Origin of the sequence: Pseudarthrobacter chlorophenolicus, assembly GCF_000962805.1 — a bacterium.
GTDB classification, from domain to species: domain Bacteria; phylum Actinomycetota; class Actinomycetes; order Actinomycetales; family Micrococcaceae; genus Arthrobacter; species Arthrobacter chlorophenolicus_A.
The window spans coordinates 140,491-155,907 of the sequence record NZ_JZTW01000010.1; the positions used below are offsets into that span (position 1 = coordinate 140,491).

The window sequence follows — 15,417 nt, forward strand, 5'->3', positions numbered from 1 at the left end:
CCCCTAGAGGACGTCGACGCCGTCCAGGCGGAGCTGAAAGGGATCGAAGGCCCGCTTGGCAGCTACCGCGGAACGGGTAGTACGCAGGACGCGGACCACGACGGCGGCCTGGCCGTAGGCGAAGAACAGCAGGGTCCGGACATCCTCGCCGGAGCGGCCGGGCGCCAGAGGTCCGGCCGGCAGCACCGGCGCAGGACCTGCCAGGCGCAGCTGGATGCCGGAGCCGGCCAGGTCTGCCGAGACTGCCCCGGTGAAGTGTTCGACGGCGGCACGCGGGCCTGTAACGGACGCAATCCGGACGGAGGGTGGAAGCTGGAGTTCTGCCCGCAGCGACAATTCCCGCTGGGCGTAGCCAGCCGGATCCCAGCGCAGCAGCGCACCCACCGCAGCCGTGTCGGTGGCCGTGATGACGGCGAGTCCGCCCTCGGAAGCGGGGCGCACCAGGGCTGCAGCGTTGAACCAGCGCCGGACGGTGTCTTCGCCGGCCCGCAGGGTTTCGCGGCGCAGCAACGAATCGCCGTCCAGCAGCAGTGCTGCTGCGAAACCTCCTTCGGCCACCGGCTCAGCCCCAACCGTGGCCACCACCAGGGCCTTGCCTGGGCCTACTGCGGCCTTCACGTGATCGCCCGAGGATGTCACCACCGTTGTGCCGGGAAAAGCGCGGCCCAGTTCCTCCGCCGTCCTCAGCACGCCCGTGGCGCCCTTGCGAAGCCGCCGTCCCGTGCAGTGCACGCACCGCCAGTCCGGCGCCGGCGTCGAACACCAGCGGCACTGGGGTATGGCTGAGCTTCCGCCCAGGGCCAGCGGCCCCTGGCAGTTGCCGCACCGGGCAGGTTCCCGGCACGAGTCGCAGACCAGTGACGGCGCATAGCCTGCCCGTGCCACCTGGATCAGGACGGGCCCCCGTTCGAGCCCTTCCTTGGCGGCCCGCCACGCGGCACCGGGCAGGCGTGCGATGCGGGCGAGGGGGTCGCGTTCCTGTTCGAAGCTGTCTGCGGTATTGAGGACCCGCGGCACCGTGCGCCTGATGGCCTGCCGGTCCGGTTCGACGGGCAGGGCCCATCCGGCGTCAACCAGCCGCTGCACCTCGGTACTCCGGGCGTGGCCGGCAAGGAGGCAGGCCGAGCCCTCCTGTTCGGCGCGCAGGAGCAGAACCTCGCGGGTATGGGCGTACGGCGCTCGCTGGTCGATGTGGAGATCGTCACCGTCATCCCAGCAGGCCACGAGGCCCAGGTTGGCCACTGGCGCGAACGCGGCCGACCTGGTGCCGATAGCCACCCGGGCCGTGCCGGCCAGGAGCCGCAGGAAGTTGCGGTACCGCGGTGTGGGCCCGTCGTCGGCGGTAAGCCTGGCCACCGCCTCCGCGGGAACCAGTGCCGAGAGCGCCTGCTCCAGCCGGTCAAGGTCGCGGTAGTCCGGTACCACCACTACGGCACCGCGTCCGGCGGCGTACGTGGCGGCGACTGCCCCGGCCAGCAGTTGAGGCCAGCCGGACGGGCCATAGCCTTGAAGCGGGTTGATGACGGCGCGGGGGGATCCGCCGGCAGAGAGATGACGGAGGTAGGCCATACCATTGCGGTAGCCGGCCCACGCTCCGCCCGACGCGGTGTTCCCGTCGTCACGGCCGGCCGGAACGGATGCCTCTTCTTCGAAACCGGAAAGGTACTCCTTTTCCAGCCTGGCCATGCGTGGCGGGACTGCGAGCCGAAGAACGTCGCTGACCGTTCCGGCATACCGGGCGGCAACGGCGTTGGCGAGCTTTGCCACGGCCGGAGTGAGGACAGGCACCGGGGAGACCACCTTCGCCAGCGGCACAAGCGTGTGGCCGGCGTCGGAAACGGAAATCCTGTCCATCAGGAAACCATTGAGCTGTTGACCGTTGAAGGGCACTTTGACCCGGACACCGGGCTGGGCTTCGGCGTCCAGGGCCGCGGGGACGGCGTAATCGAAGGGACGGTCAAGGTGCGGCAGGGAGGATTCCACCAGGACCCGGGCCACCGGCAGGTGTTCTGCCAGGGGTACGCCGACGGGCTGGGTACTGGCAGGGAAGCCTCGCAGGAGGGTGGGCTGGACCGGCCCGCCGCCCTGGACGGAAAGATCCAGGGCCGGCTGTGCGGAGTCCTTGGCCATGGCGGCTACCTCCGTTCAGCTCCCGGGCGGAAAAGGCCAGCCAAGCACGGGGCACCGACATCCGCGCTGCCCGTGCACGGCGGCGCGGTCCCCCGCAGCCTGGACGCTAGGCGTTGAAGTACGCCTTCAGGTCGTCAACGCGGTCAAGGCGTTCCCAGGTGAAGTCGGGATCGTCCCGGCCGAAGTGTCCGTGAGCTGCCGTTTTGGCGTAGATGGGGCGCTTCAGGTCCAGGGCGTCGATGATGGCCCGCGGGCGGAGATCGAAGATCTCGGCGATGGCGGCACTGATCTGCGCAGGGTCGACAGTCTCGGTGCCGAATGTTTCAACGTAGGTGCCTACGGGACGGGCCTGGCCGATCGCGTACGCGATCTGGATCTCGGCACGCTTGGCCAGTCCGGCGGCAACGACGTTCTTGGCTACCCACCGCATGGCGTACGCAGCGGAACGGTCAACCTTTGACGGGTCCTTGCCGGAGAAGGCGCCGCCGCCGTGGCGTGCCATGCCGCCGTAGGTGTCGACGATGATCTTGCGGCCGGTCAGCCCGGCATCACCCACGGGGCCGCCGATGACGAATTCGCCGGCGGGGTTAAGGATGTTGGCCGCACGCGACACATCAAGGTTGGCCGCCGCGAGGACGGGCTTGATGACCACCGAGGCAAGGTCGGTGCGAAGCTGTTCGAGGCTGGCGCCCTCGGCGTGCTGGCTGGAGATCACGACGGTTTCAACGGAGACGGGGCGGTCCCGGTCGTAGCCCACGGTGACCTGGGTCTTGCCGTCGGGGCGGAGGTAGGCAAGCTCACCGGATTTGCGGACTTCGGTGAGGCGTTCGGACAGGCGGTGCGCCAGCCAGATGGGTGTGGGCATGTAGGACGGGGTTTCGTCGCTGGCGTAGCCGAACATGATGCCCTGGTCGCCGGCACCCTGGAGGTCGTAGTCGTCCTCCTGGCGTCCTTCACGGGCCTCGAGGGAATTGAACACTCCCCCGGCGATGTCATTGGACTGCTGCCCGATGGATACCGACACACCGCAGCGTGCGCCGTCGAAGCCGTTGGCGGACGAATCGTAGCCGATGCCGAGGATGGTCTCCCGGACAATCTGCGGGATTTCCACGTAGGCGTCGGTGGTGACTTCGCCGGCGACGTGCACCAGCCCGGTGGTGGCCATGGTTTCCACAGCTACGCGGGACTCCGGATCGGCCGCAAGGAGGGCGTCCAGGATGGCGTCACTGATCTGGTCGCAGATCTTGTCCGGGTGGCCTTCGGTAACGGACTCCGAGGTGAAGAGCCGAAGGGACGAGGGCGTAGCCCCGGAGGTCTGGTGAAGGTGCAGCGGTAAAGTCACTCAACTACCTTACTGGTTGGATCACGCGCGCCCGTCGGGAAACGTCGCGGGATGTCACGGTACTAAGCAAACGTGGTACTAAACACGTCAGGCCCGGGGCGACACCTGGTTCAGTTCGAAGCCGATGCGGCTGATGATGGCCGCAGAAACGTCTGCCTTGGTGCCGGACGCCTCTTGAGGTTCGGAGCCGGAACGGGCCAGGATGACCACCGAATTGGTGTCCTTGCCGAAAACCTTGTCCGAGCCGACATGGTTGACTACCAGCAGGTCGCAGCCTTTGCGCTGGAGTTTGGCCTCAGCGTAAGCGCGGACATCCCCGTGCTTGTCACCCGTTTCGGCAGCAAAGCCCACAATGAGCTGGCTGTCCGCTGCAGGACCGGTGGCGCCCTGGTTGCGGCGCTCCACGAGCTCCTGCAGGATGTCCGGGTTGCGGACCAGGGTGATGACGGGATCTGCGGTGTCGTCGCGTTTCTTGATTTTTGTGTCCGAGATTTCCGCGGGGCGGAAGTCTGCCACGGCGGCGGACATGATGACGACGTCGGAATCTGCGGCGGCAGCCAGCGCGGCCTCTCGCAACTGCAAGGCAGTTTCGACGTTAACCACCTCGACGCCCGGGGGCGGCGGAACTTCCATGTGCGCTGCGAGCAGCCGGACGGTCGCGCCGGCGTTCCGCGCGGCGACGGCCAGGGCTACGCCCTGTTTGCCGGAGGACCGGTTGCCCAGGAAACGGACGGGGTCCAGTGGTTCGCGGGTTCCGCCGGCACTGATGGTGACGGTCTTGCCTGCCAGCGGAAGCTGGAAATCGGTTTGTCCGTGAACCAGGGCCATGGCGGCGTCGAAGATGGCGTCAGGTTCGGGCAGCCGTCCCGGCCCGGAATCCGAGCCCGTGAGCCTGCCGGAAGCCGGTTCCAGTACCGCCGCACCGCGGCCGCGGAGTGTTTCCACGTTGGCGCGGGTTGCCGGATGCTGCCACATCTCGGTATGCATGGCGGGAGCGAAGAGGACGGGGCCGTGCGCCATCAGCAGCGTGTTGGTGAGGAGGTCCCCCGCCTGGCCCGTGGCCGCTTTGGCCAGGAGATCGGCCGTGGCCGGGGCGATGACCACGAGGTCAGCCTCGTGGCCCAGCCGGACGTGGTTGACCTGGTGGACGTCGTCGAAGACGCTGTTGCTCACGGGGTTGCCGGAGAGCGCCTCCCAGGTGGCGGTCCCGACGAAGCGGGTTGCCGCCTCCGTGGGTATGACCGTGACATGGTGGCCGGCTTCAGTAAAAAGCCGGAGGAGCGATGCCACCTTGTAGGCGGCTATCCCTCCCCCGACTCCGAGGACTATGCGCACGTGACCTCCGTCAGCAGCACGTCATGCGGCAGGTTGTTACTCTGCGGCTTCGATCGGTGTGGATACCAGCTTGCCCTCGTTGATCTCGCGCAGGGCGATCGAGAGGGACTTCTCGTTCAGCTTGGTGTCTACCAGGGGGCCGACGTACTCGAAGAGTCCCTCGTGAAGCTGGGCATAGTAGGCGTTGATCTGACGAGCGCGCTTGGCACCGAAGATCACCAGGCCGTACTTGGAGTCGGCCGCTTCGAGCAGCGAGTCGATCGGCGGGTTGATGATGCCTTCAAGGTTCGTGGACACGAATTCTCCAAAATTCTAGCGGGCTGACGGTTCCTGCAGGTGTGCATGAGGGGTCAGCCCCATGAGTGAAACAAGCTCGTCCGCTGCCCGGCGGACGTCGTCATTGATGACGGTGTGGTCGAACTCCGGTTCAGCAGCAAGTTCCAGTTTAGCGGTTTCCAGCCGGCGCTGCTGTTCTTCGGGGGTTTCTGTTCCGCGGCCCACGAGCCGGCGGACCATTTCGTCCCAGGTGGGCGGGGCCAGGAACACGAATTTGGCGTCCGGGACGGCTTCCTTAACCTGGCGCGCACCCTGGAGGTCGATTTCCAGGAGGACGGAACGTCCTTCCTCAATGGCCTCGTTGACGGTGCTCTTCAATGTGCCGTAAGTGTTTTGGCCGTGCACTACTGCCCACTCGAGCAGTTCGCCCTCCGCGATGAGCCGTTCAAACTCTTCCGTCGACTTGAAGAAGTAGTGGACGCCGTCCACTTCACCCGGCCGGGGGGCGCGGGTGGTGGCTGAGACGGAGAGCCAGACCTCGGGGTAGTTGTCGCGGATATAGGTGGATACGGTGCCTTTGCCAACAGCTGTCGGACCTGCGAGGACTGTCAGTCCGGGTTTCTTGCTCACGTATTCCTTTGCCGAGGTTTGGGGTTATGGGGTGGGCCGGCGCCGGCCACCCCTAATGTTCGTCTATAAAATCTACCAGCGCCCGCCGCTGGTGGACGCCGAGGCCCCGGACGCGGCGTGACGCGGCAATGCCCAGTTGTTCCATAATGGCGGCTGCCCGCACCTTGCCAATGCCCGGCAGCGCCTCAAGGAGTTCGGAAACCCGCATCCTCGCCAGGGCGTCGTCGGCGGCGGCCGAGTCGATGATGTCGGCTGCGGACCGCTTGCCGTTCTTGAGGCTTTCCTTGGCGGCAGCCCTGGCAGCACGTGCGGCCGCCGCCTTGCCCAGGGCCTCGGCCCGTTCCGACGCGGATAACGGTCGCAGTACCATGACGCATACCCCCGGAATCGGCGGAATTTATCCAAGGGCGGCCGCCCTTGGACCTGTCCTGAAAATACCCTCTGGTGCTGGATGAAGCAATGGATGGGCGCAAACCGGGAACTATTCCCGGTTCAGCCCAGGCGCAGGCCGGCCAAGGTCCGCTGCGCCGCGTCCCGCAATCCCCGGGGTTCCGGTCCCGCAGCCAGGATGTCCCGGCTTGAGGTACCCAGGACCATCGGGTAGGCATCCCCGAAGGTGGCCCGCAGGTCCGCCGGCGTTGCACCCTGCGCACCCAGCCCGGGGGCCAGGATGGGGCCCCGGACGGCGGCGAGGTCCAGGTCAAGGTCCGCCAGGGCACTGCCCACGGTGGCCCCCACTACCAGGCCCACAGAGCCCAGGCTGCCCTGGTAGCGTGCGTTCTCGCGGGCCGCGGCGGACGTGATCCGGCGTGCCACCGAGTCCGCTCCCCCGACGTGCTGCACGGATGCGCCCTCAGGGTTGGAGGTCAGGGCCAGGACAAACACGCCGCGGCCGGTCTCGGCTGCGAGGTCCAGCGCAGGGCGCAGGGACTCGAAGCCGAGGTAGGGGCTGAGGGTGACAGAGTCTGCTGCCAGCGGGGATTCGTCGCGGAGCCAGGCGTCCGCGTAGGCGGCCATGGTGGATCCGATGTCGCCGCGCTTGGCGTCGGCGATGGTCAGGACGGACTGGTCCCGCGACTCAGCCAGGACTTCCTCCAGCACCGCCATGCCTGCCGAGCCGTGGCGTTCGAAGAGTGCCACCTGCGGCTTGACCGCGGCAGCGAGCGACGCCACCGCCTCCACTACGGTGAGCGAGAAGCGGCGCAGGCCCGCGACGTCGTCGGCCAATCCCCAACTCTTCAGCAGTGCCGGGTGCGGGTCAATGCCCACGCACAGCGGGCCTCGGGAGGCCATGGCGGCGCCGAGCCGGGAGCCGAACGACTCCCGGCCCTGCGCTTCAGCTTGCGCTGGTACCTGCTCAGGCATGCTGCAGGTCTGCCTTCGCGGCTGCGGCCTTCTGGGATTCGCCCAGGGCTGCGGCGTGCTCCTGGAGGCTGGTGACGGACCATTCGTACGTCCGCATGGCCTCGATCGCCTGTACGGCTGCGTTGAACTCAGCCACGGTGGTGATGCAGGGAATGCCGATCGACGTTGCGGCCGCGCGGAGCTCATAGCCGTCGCTGCGGGCTTCTCCGCCTGAGGGCGTGTTGAAGACCATGTCGATCTCGCCGGCGACCACGAGGTCGGCGATGGTGCCTTCGCCCTCGGCGCTGCTGCCCTCGGCGACCTTGCGTACGGGAGTGGCGGCGATGCCGTTGCGGCGCAGCACATCGGCGGTGCCGCCGGTGGAGACGATCTCGAAGCCGAGGTCGGAGAGCCGCTTGACGCCCATGATCACGGAGCGCTTGTCCCGGTTGGCAACGGAAACAAAGACCTTGCCCTCGGTGGGCAGGGCGTTGTTGGCCCCAGCCTGGCTCTTGGCGAAGGCGGTGTCGAAGTGCTTGTCGATGCCCATGACCTCACCGGTGGAGCGCATTTCCGGGCCAAGCAGCGAGTCCACTACCTTGCCCTCGAGGGTGCGGAACCGGCTGAACGGCAGCACCGCTTCCTTGACGGCCACGGGCGCGTCCAGGGGCAGGGTGGAGCCGTCACCGGTTTCGGGCAGCATCTTGTAGGCGGTGCGGAGCTGGTTGATGGTGACGCCGGTCCCGATCAGGGCGGCCGCCTTCGCCATCTGCACGCCCGTTGCCTTGGACACGAACGGCACGGTGCGGGAGGCCCGCGGGTTGGCTTCGAGGACGTACAGGACGTCGGAGGCCAGCGCGAACTGGATGTTGATCAGGCCGCGGACGCCTACGCCCTCGGCGATGGCGCGGGTGGCGGTACGGACGCGTTCGACGACGTTGCTCCCCAGGGTGATCGGCGGCAGGACGCAGGCGGAGTCGCCGGAGTGGATGCCGGCTTCCTCGATGTGCTCCATGATGCCGCCCAGGTACATGTCGGTGCCGTCGAAGAGGGCGTCGACGTCAATTTCGACGGCGTCTTCGAGGAACCGGTCGATCAGGACCGGGTGGTCCGGGGTGATCTCGGTGGCGTTGGCGATGTAGCGGGACAGGTTGGGCTCGTCGTAGACGATCTCCATGCCCCGGCCACCGAGGACGTAGGACGGACGGACCAGCACGGGGTAGCCAATTTCGTCGGCGATCTTTTTGGCGTCCTCGAAGGATACGGCGGTGCCGTTCTTCGGGGATACCAGGCCGGCCTTGTCCAGGACGCGGGAGAAGGCGCCGCGGTGTTCGGCGAGGTCGATGGCCTCCGGGGAGGTGCCGAGGATGGGCACGCCGGCGTCGGCCAGCTGCTGGGCCAGCTTCAGCGGGGTCTGTCCGCCGAGCTGCACGAAAACGCCCATGACGCCGCCGGTGCGCTCCTCGGCCGCGATGACCTCCAGCACGTCTTCAAGCGTCAGCGGCTCGAAGTACAGGCGGGTGGACACGTCGTAGTCCGTGGAGACGGTTTCCGGGTTGCAGTTGACCATCACGGTCTCGTAGCCGGCCTTGCGCAGTGCCATGGACGCGTGGACGCAGGAGTAGTCGAACTCGATGCCCTGGCCGATGCGGTTGGGGCCCGAGCCGAGGATCAGGATGGACGGCTTGGAGTGCAGCGCAACCTCGTCCTCCTCGTCGTAGGCCGAGTAGTGGTACGGCGTGTACGCGGCGAACTCGGCGGCGCAGGTGTCAACGGTCTTGTAGACGGGGCGGATGCCCAGTGCCTGGCGGACACCGCGGACCACGGCCTCGGAGTTGTGCGTGAGGGCACCGATCTGCTCGTCTGAGAAGCCGTGGCGCTTGGCGCGCTGCAGCATCTCCGTGGTGAGGGCACCGGCCTGGCGGATCTCCCGGGAAACCTCGTTGAGGAGTTCGAGCTGGTCCAGGAACCAGGGATCGATCTTGGTGGCCTCGAAAAGCTGCTCAACGGTGGCGCCGCCCAGCAGGGCGCGCTGCACCTGGTACAGCCGGTCCGTGGTGGGACGCTTGGCCTTCTCGATCAGCTCGGCAACCTCGTACTCCGGGACGGAGCTGAAGTCCAGCTGCGAGCCCTTCTGCTCCAGGGAGCGGAGGGCCTTCTGCAGGGCTTCGGTGAAGTTACGGCCCATGGCCATGGCTTCGCCCACCGACTTCATGGTGGTGGTGAGGGTGTTGTCCGCGGCCGGGAACTTCTCGAACGCGAAGCGGGGAACCTTGACCACAACGTAGTCGAGCGTCGGTTCGAAGGACGCCGGGGTCTTCTGGGTGATGTCGTTGGGGATTTCGTCCAGCGTGTAGCCCAGGGAGAGCTTGGTGGCAATCTTGGCGATCGCGAACCCGGTGGCCTTCGACGCCAGGGCCGAGGAACGGGACACCCGGGGGTTCATTTCGATGACCACCACGCGCCCGGTGGCCGGGTCGATGGCGAACTGGATGTTGCAGCCGCCCGTGTCCACGCCGACTTCACGGATCACGGCGATGGAAACGTCACGGAGCTTCTGGTACTCGCGGTCGGTCAGGGTCAGTGCAGGAGCCACGGTGATGGAGTCGCCGGTGTGCACGCCCACGGGGTCGAAGTTCTCGATGGAGCAGACGACAACCACGTTGTCGTTCTTGTCCCGCATCATCTCGAGCTCGTATTCCTTCCAGCCAAGGATGCTCTCCTCGAGCAGGACCTCGCTGGTGGGGCTGTACTGGAGGCCCTGGCCAACGATGCGGCGCAGGTCGTCCTCGTTGTACGCCAGGCCTGAGCCCAGGCCGCCCATGGTGAAGGAGGGGCGGACCACCATCGGGTAGCCAAGGTCCTTGGCGGCTTCCAGGGCTTCGTCCATGGTGTGGATGATGTGGCTGCGGGCGGATTCGGCACCGCAGCGTTCCACCACGCCCTTGAACTTTTCGCGGTCCTCGCCGAGCTCAATGGCGGCGATGTTGGCACCGATCAGTTCCACGTTGTACTTCTCGAGCACACCGTTCTTGTCCAGCGCGATGGCCGTGTTGAGCGCCGTCTGCCCGCCCAGGGTGGGCAGCACAGCGTCCGGGCGTTCCTTGGCGATGATCTTCTCCACCACCTCTGGGGTAATGGGCTCGATGTAGGTGGCGTCCGCGAACTCGGGGTCGGTCATGATGGTGGCCGGGTTGGAATTCACAAGGATGACTCGGAGGCCCTCCTCCTTCAGGACACGCAGTGCCTGGGTTCCGGAGTAGTCGAATTCGGCGGCCTGGCCGATGACGATCGGGCCGGAACCAATGACGAGGACGCTCTTGAGATCTGTACGTTTCGGCATTACTTCTTGTCCTCAGTCTTGGTGTCGGAGTTTTTCGGCGCGGCGGAGCCTTCAACAGGGTTATGGGCGGAGTCCACGGGATCCTTGGACTCGTTGGCGGTCTTTCCGTCCCGCGTGCCTTCCATCAGGTCGATGAAGCGGTCGAACAGGTACGCGGCGTCGTGCGGACCGGCCGCGGCCTCAGGGTGGTACTGGACCGAGAAAGCCGGAATGTCGAGGCAGGCGAGGCCTTCCACCACGTCGTCGTTCAGGCTGACGTGGCTGACCTCCACCCGGCCGTAGCGCTCCTCCGGAGCCTGGGTGGCGCCGTCGAGCGGTGCGTCCACGGCAAATCCGTGGTTCTGGGAGGTGATTTCCACCTTGCCGGTGCGGCGGTCCATGACGGGCTGGTTGATGCCGCGGTGGCCGTAGCGGAGCTTGTAGGTGCCGAACCCGAGGGCGCGGCCCAGGATCTGGTTGCCGAAGCAGATGCCGAAGTACGGCAGCTTCTCGTCCAGGACGGAGCGGAGCAGCTTGACCTGGGCGTCGGCGGTGGCGGGGTCGCCGGGTCCGTTGGACATGAAGAAGCCGTCCGGGTTGACCGCCTTGACGTCCGCCAGTGTGGCGGTGGCGGGCAGGACATGGACTCGCACTCCACGCTCGGCGAACCGGACGGGGGTCATGGCCTTGATGCCGAGGTCGATGGCGGCGATGCTGAACCGGGGTTCGGCGTCCCAGCCGTGGTCCTTGGGTTCCACCACGTAGGCTTCGTCAACGCTGACTTCCTCGGCGAGGCGGGCGCCTTCCATGGGGGCGCTGGCGAGGACAGCCTCCACCAGTTCCTTGTCCGATGCCCGTGCGGCGTCGCCGGAGAAGATGCCGGCGCGCATGGTCTTGTGTTCGCGGAGATGGCGGGTGATGGCACGGGTGTCCACGCCTTGGATCCCGACGATGCCCTGATCGACGAGCTCTTCGTCCAGGGAGCGCTCGGAGCGCCAGTTGGAGGGACGGCGGGCGGCGTCGCGGACGATGTAGCCGGCCACCCAGATGCGGCGCGATTCTGCGTCTTCGCTGTTGACGCCGGTGTTGCCGATGTGCGGTGCGGTCTGGACCACCAGCTGCCGGGCGTAGGAGGGATCCGTGATGGTCTCCTGGTAACCGGTCATGCCCGTGGCGAAGACGGCTTCGCCCAGGGCGGTTCCGGTGGCGCCGTAGCTGGTGCCGCGGAAGATGCGTCCGTCTTCGAGGACGAGCGCAGCGGGGGCTGCCGGGGTGGCGGTGGTTGAAGTCACTGTATTCGCTTTCACTGTCTTACTTTCCACTGGTGGCGTCAGCCGCCGGGGCTGAAGAGATCAATTCCTGGAGTGCCGTGTACAGGGTGTCCTTGTCCGCCGCGCGGCGGGTCCGGAAGCCGGTGTCCAGTTCGTGGTGGCCGTGCAGCCAGGTCAGGACGAGCAGGCCGTCCTTCTCCACGAACTTGCCGGCCATCCCGCTTTCCTGCCGCACGCCCGTGAGCGACGCGGCGGGGATGTAGAGGGCGGGGGCACCGGCTCGGTCGAACAGCACGCCGCCCGGGTACACGGCCAGGGTTGCGTTGGTGCGGATGCCGAGGCTGTGGACGGCCACCCGGTCAAGCCAGTCGCCGCCGGTGGTGGTGGCGACGTACTGTCCCTCGGCTTCGGCGGACGGCTCGCCCGGTTCCGCGGGCGCCTGGGGCAGGGGCCCGACGTCGGACTGGCGCTTCAGGCGGTTGCGCCAGCCAATGCCGAGGAGGACAAAGACGACGGCGATGATCGCCAGCATCGCCAGTCCCGGAAGGATTTTTTCCATCAGGCGGCGCCTGCCTCGACTGCGGCGTGCGGGTAGGGGGTGTTGAGTTCGCCGTCCAGGACCGTGGGGTGGCCCTTGAAGAACGTGGCCACCACCTTGCCCGGCAGTTCGCGGCCCTTGAACGGTGAGTTCCGGCCCATGGTGGCCATCCGGAACGGGTCCACGGTCCAGCGGGCGGCAGGGTCCACCAGGAGGATGTTTGCCGGTTCGCCGGCTTCGAGTGGACGGCCCTGGTCTTCAAGCCGGCCGATCTGCGCGGCGGCCGCGGAGGTTACGCGGGCAAAGTCGGCCCAGGTCATCAGGCCGGTTTCGATCATGGTGTGCTGGACCACTGAGAGCGCGGTTTCCAGGCCGGTCATGCCCATGGCCGCCTGCGCCCATTCGCATTCTTTGTGCTCGCTGGGGTGCGGCGCATGGTCGGTTCCCACAACGTCGATGGTGCCGTCTGCCAGCCCTGCGCGCAATGCCTGGACGTCGGCATCGGTGCGCAGTGGCGGGTTGACCTTGAAGACGGGGTCGTAGCTGCGGACCAGGTCGTCGGTCAGCAGCAGGTGGTGTGGGGTGACCTCGGCCGTGACGTTGATACCGCGTTCCTTGGCCCAGCGGATGATTTCCACTGAACCGGCGGTGGACACATGGCAGACGTGCAGCCGGGAGCCAACATGCTGGGCGAGCAGGACGTCCCGGGCGATGATGCTTTCCTCGGCAACGGCAGGCCACCCGGTCAGGCCCAGGACGGCGGACACCTCGCCCTCGTTCATCTGTGCCCCGGCGGTGAGGCGCGGTTCCTGCGCGTGCTGGGCCACCACGCCGTCGAACGCTTTGACGTACTCCAGCGCCCGGCGCATCAGTACGGGGTCGTGGACGCAGATGCCGTCGTCGGAGAACATCCTGACCCGTGCCCGGGAATCGGCCATGGCACCCAGTTCTGCAAGCTGCTCCCCCGCAAGGCCCACCGTGACGGCGCCTACCGGGCGGACGTCAACCCAGCCTGCGGCGCGTCCCAGGGTGTATACCTGCTCAACCACACCGGCGGTATCGGCAACCGGAGTGCTGTTGGCCATGGCGTGGACGGCCGTATAACCGCCGAGGGCAGCTGCACGGGTTCCGGTCTCAACGGTTTCTGCGTCCTCCCGGCCGGGCTCACGGAGGTGGGTGTGGACATCCACCATGCCGGGCAACGCCACCAGGCCAGCGGCGTCGATGACTGTGACGTCACCGTCCTGTCCCTCCGGCGAGAGGCCGGTGCCGATTTCGGCGATGATGCCGTCGCGGATCAGCAGGTCGGCCGGCTCGCCGCCCAGGATGGAGGCGCCTTGGATCAAGTACGTTCCGGTGTTGCCGGCCATCAGATGCTCTCCTTGGTGGAATGGGCGGTTCCGGCGGTAGCCAGGACCGGGGTTGCGGCTGTTTCCCGGGTGTCCCCGGAGAGCAGCAAATAGAGCGCAGCCATGCGCACGGAAACACCGTTGCGGACCTGCGCGAGGACGGTGGATCGGGGTGAATCTGCTGCAGCTGCGCTGATCTCAAGCCCCCGGTTCATGGGGCCCGGGTGCATGATGATGGTGTCCTTCATGCCCAGGCTGTCGAGGGCCCGCAGGCGGTTGTCATCGAAGCCCCAGCGGCGTGAGTACTCACGGGTGCTGGGGAAGAACGACGCGTTCATGCGTTCGCCCTGGACGCGGAGCATCATGACGGCGTCCACGCCCCGGGCGAGAGTTTCGTCGAGGTCGTAGCTGACGGCGCAGGGCCACTTTTCGACGCCGATGGGCAGCAGCGTGGGGGGCGCCACCAGCGTGACCTCCGCACCCAGCGTGCGCAGGAGCCAGACATTGGAGCGGGCCACCCGGGAGTGCAGGACGTCGCCGGCGATCGCCACGCGCATTCCCTTCAGGTCGGCGCCTTCGGAAGGGGTACCCGACAGTTTCGCCCAGTGCCGCCGCATGGTGAAGGCGTCCAGCAGCGCCTGCGTGGGGTGTTCATGGGTGCCGTCACCGGCGTTGATCACGCCGGCGTCGATCCAGTCGGTCGCGGCGAGCCGGTGCGGTGCACCGGAGGCCCAGTGGCGGATGACGACGGCGTCCGCCCCCATCGCGGACAGCGTCTGGGCGGTGTCCTTGAGGGATTCACCCTTGGAGACCGATGATCCCTTGGCCGCGAAGTTGATGACGTCCGCGGACAACCGCTTGGCCGCCGCTTCAAAGGAGATCCTGGTGCGGGTGGAGTCTTCGAAGAAGAGGTTCACCACTGTGCGGCCGCGGAGGGCGGGAAGCTTCTTCACTTCGCGGTCGCCGACTGCCGACATCTCCTCGGCGGTGTCGAGGATGCGGATGGCGTTGTGCAGGCTGAGGTCCTTGGTGGAGAGCAGGTGCTTCACAGTCCGCCTTCAATCACGACTTCATTGACGGGGGCTCCGCCGGCGGGGGTGTCCGTTTCTTCGAGCCGGACCCGGACCTTTTCGACCGAGGACGTAGGCAGGTTCTTGCCTACGTGGTCGGCGCGGATGGGCAACTCGCGGTGGCCGCGGTCGATCAGGACGGCGAGGCGGACAATGCGCGGGCGGCCGAGGTCCACGAGGGCGTCCAGTGCTGCGCGGATGGTCCGTCCGGAGTACAGGACGTCGTCTATCAGGACCACGACTTTGTTGTCGATGCCGGTACGGGGCAGTTTGGTGGGGTGCGGCGGCCGTGTTCCCTGGTGCGAGAGGTCATCCCGGAACATGGTGACGTCCAGTTGGCCCACTATGGCGGTGGCGTCAACGGTGTTGTCTGCGGCGGCGATCTTCTCCGCCAGCCGGACTGCCAGCGGATAACCGCGGCGGGGAATGCCCAACAGGACCAGGTCCCGGGATCCCTTGTTGGCTTCGAGGATCTCGTGGGCGATACGAGTGAGGGCACGGTCTATGTCAGCCTGGTTGAGTACTACCCTGGCTGGAACCGGTGCGCTGGTGACAGATGTCAACGCTCGTCTCCCCTTTCCCCGCCTCACAGGACGGAATTAAAAAAGGATCATGTGCGTTTCAAAATTACCATAGGGCCGCCGCCCGGCGGCGCCCGATCAACGCGTTGATCGTCACATTGAAACGCGGCGTGTACGCGGTCCTTGGAGCGGACCACGCCGCCACCTAGGTGTACTCAGTCAGTAGGTTGTTTGCACCTGCTGGTGGGTGGTTTGCCTCCGAGGCTGCTGTGGGGCCGGTGGTTGTTGT

At 66.9% G+C, this 15,417-nt stretch carries 13 protein-coding genes; all 13 read right to left on the reverse strand.

The window, feature by feature from the left end; genetic code table 11:
- Positions 1 to 3: 3 nt before the first annotated feature.
- A complete protein-coding gene (locus UC32_RS11970; protein ID WP_045731431.1) occupies positions 4 to 2,130 on the reverse strand; it encodes a primosomal protein N' in 2,127 nt (708 codons plus the stop codon).
- A 106-nt stretch (positions 2,131 to 2,236) separates the two neighbouring features.
- Positions 2,237 to 3,472, reverse strand: a complete 1,236-nt coding sequence (gene metK / locus UC32_RS11975; RefSeq protein WP_045731432.1) for a methionine adenosyltransferase — start codon at positions 3,470 to 3,472, stop codon at positions 2,237 to 2,239.
- 87 nt (positions 3,473 to 3,559) lie between these two features.
- Entirely contained in the window at positions 3,560 to 4,807 is a 1,248-nt protein-coding gene (gene coaBC, locus UC32_RS11980) for a bifunctional phosphopantothenoylcysteine decarboxylase/phosphopantothenate--cysteine ligase CoaBC (RefSeq protein ID WP_045731433.1), read from the reverse strand.
- A gap of 36 nt (positions 4,808 to 4,843) precedes the next feature.
- Positions 4,844 to 5,104: a DNA-directed RNA polymerase subunit omega gene (gene rpoZ / locus UC32_RS11985; protein ID WP_003800778.1), complete on the reverse strand. Its 261-nt coding sequence runs from the start codon at positions 5,102 to 5,104 to the stop codon at positions 4,844 to 4,846.
- A 15-nt stretch (positions 5,105 to 5,119) separates the two neighbouring features.
- Positions 5,120 to 5,713, reverse strand: coding sequence for a guanylate kinase (gene gmk, locus UC32_RS11990; protein ID WP_045731434.1), 594 nt, complete (start codon positions 5,711 to 5,713; stop codon positions 5,120 to 5,122).
- Positions 5,714 to 5,765: 52 nt separating this feature from the next.
- Positions 5,766 to 6,083 carry an integration host factor, actinobacterial type gene (mihF, locus tag UC32_RS11995; RefSeq protein WP_015937189.1) on the reverse strand — a complete coding sequence of 106 codons (318 nt, stop codon included), beginning with the start codon at positions 6,081 to 6,083 and terminating at the stop codon, positions 5,766 to 5,768.
- A gap of 122 nt (positions 6,084 to 6,205) precedes the next feature.
- Positions 6,206 to 7,078, reverse strand: a complete 873-nt coding sequence (gene pyrF / locus UC32_RS12000) for an orotidine-5'-phosphate decarboxylase (protein ID WP_045731435.1) — start codon at positions 7,076 to 7,078, stop codon at positions 6,206 to 6,208.
- Complete coding sequence (gene carB, locus UC32_RS12005) at positions 7,071 to 10,400, reverse strand: carbamoyl-phosphate synthase large subunit (protein WP_045731436.1); 3,330 nt, start codon at positions 10,398 to 10,400, stop codon at positions 7,071 to 7,073. The genes pyrF and carB overlap by 8 nt, the downstream gene beginning before the upstream one ends.
- Positions 10,400 to 11,671 (reverse strand): glutamine-hydrolyzing carbamoyl-phosphate synthase small subunit, encoded by a 1,272-nt coding sequence (carA, locus tag UC32_RS12010; RefSeq protein ID WP_200896378.1) that lies wholly within the window; start codon positions 11,669 to 11,671, stop codon positions 10,400 to 10,402. Before carA ends, carB begins: the two co-directional genes overlap by 1 nt.
- A gap of 19 nt (positions 11,672 to 11,690) precedes the next feature.
- Entirely contained in the window at positions 11,691 to 12,209 is a 519-nt protein-coding gene (locus UC32_RS12015) for a PH-like domain-containing protein (RefSeq protein ID WP_045731438.1), read from the reverse strand.
- Positions 12,209 to 13,558 carry a dihydroorotase gene (locus tag UC32_RS12020; RefSeq protein WP_045731439.1) on the reverse strand — a complete coding sequence of 450 codons (1,350 nt, stop codon included), beginning with the start codon at positions 13,556 to 13,558 and terminating at the stop codon, positions 12,209 to 12,211. Before UC32_RS12020 ends, UC32_RS12015 begins: the two co-directional genes overlap by 1 nt.
- Entirely contained in the window at positions 13,558 to 14,586 is a 1,029-nt protein-coding gene (locus tag UC32_RS12025) for an aspartate carbamoyltransferase catalytic subunit (protein ID WP_045731440.1), read from the reverse strand. Before UC32_RS12025 ends, UC32_RS12020 begins: the two co-directional genes overlap by 1 nt.
- Positions 14,583 to 15,170 (reverse strand): bifunctional pyr operon transcriptional regulator/uracil phosphoribosyltransferase PyrR, encoded by a 588-nt coding sequence (gene pyrR / locus UC32_RS12030; protein ID WP_045731441.1) that lies wholly within the window; start codon positions 15,168 to 15,170, stop codon positions 14,583 to 14,585. The genes UC32_RS12025 and pyrR overlap by 4 nt, the downstream gene beginning before the upstream one ends.
- Between the last annotated feature and the right edge of the window lie 247 nt (positions 15,171 to 15,417).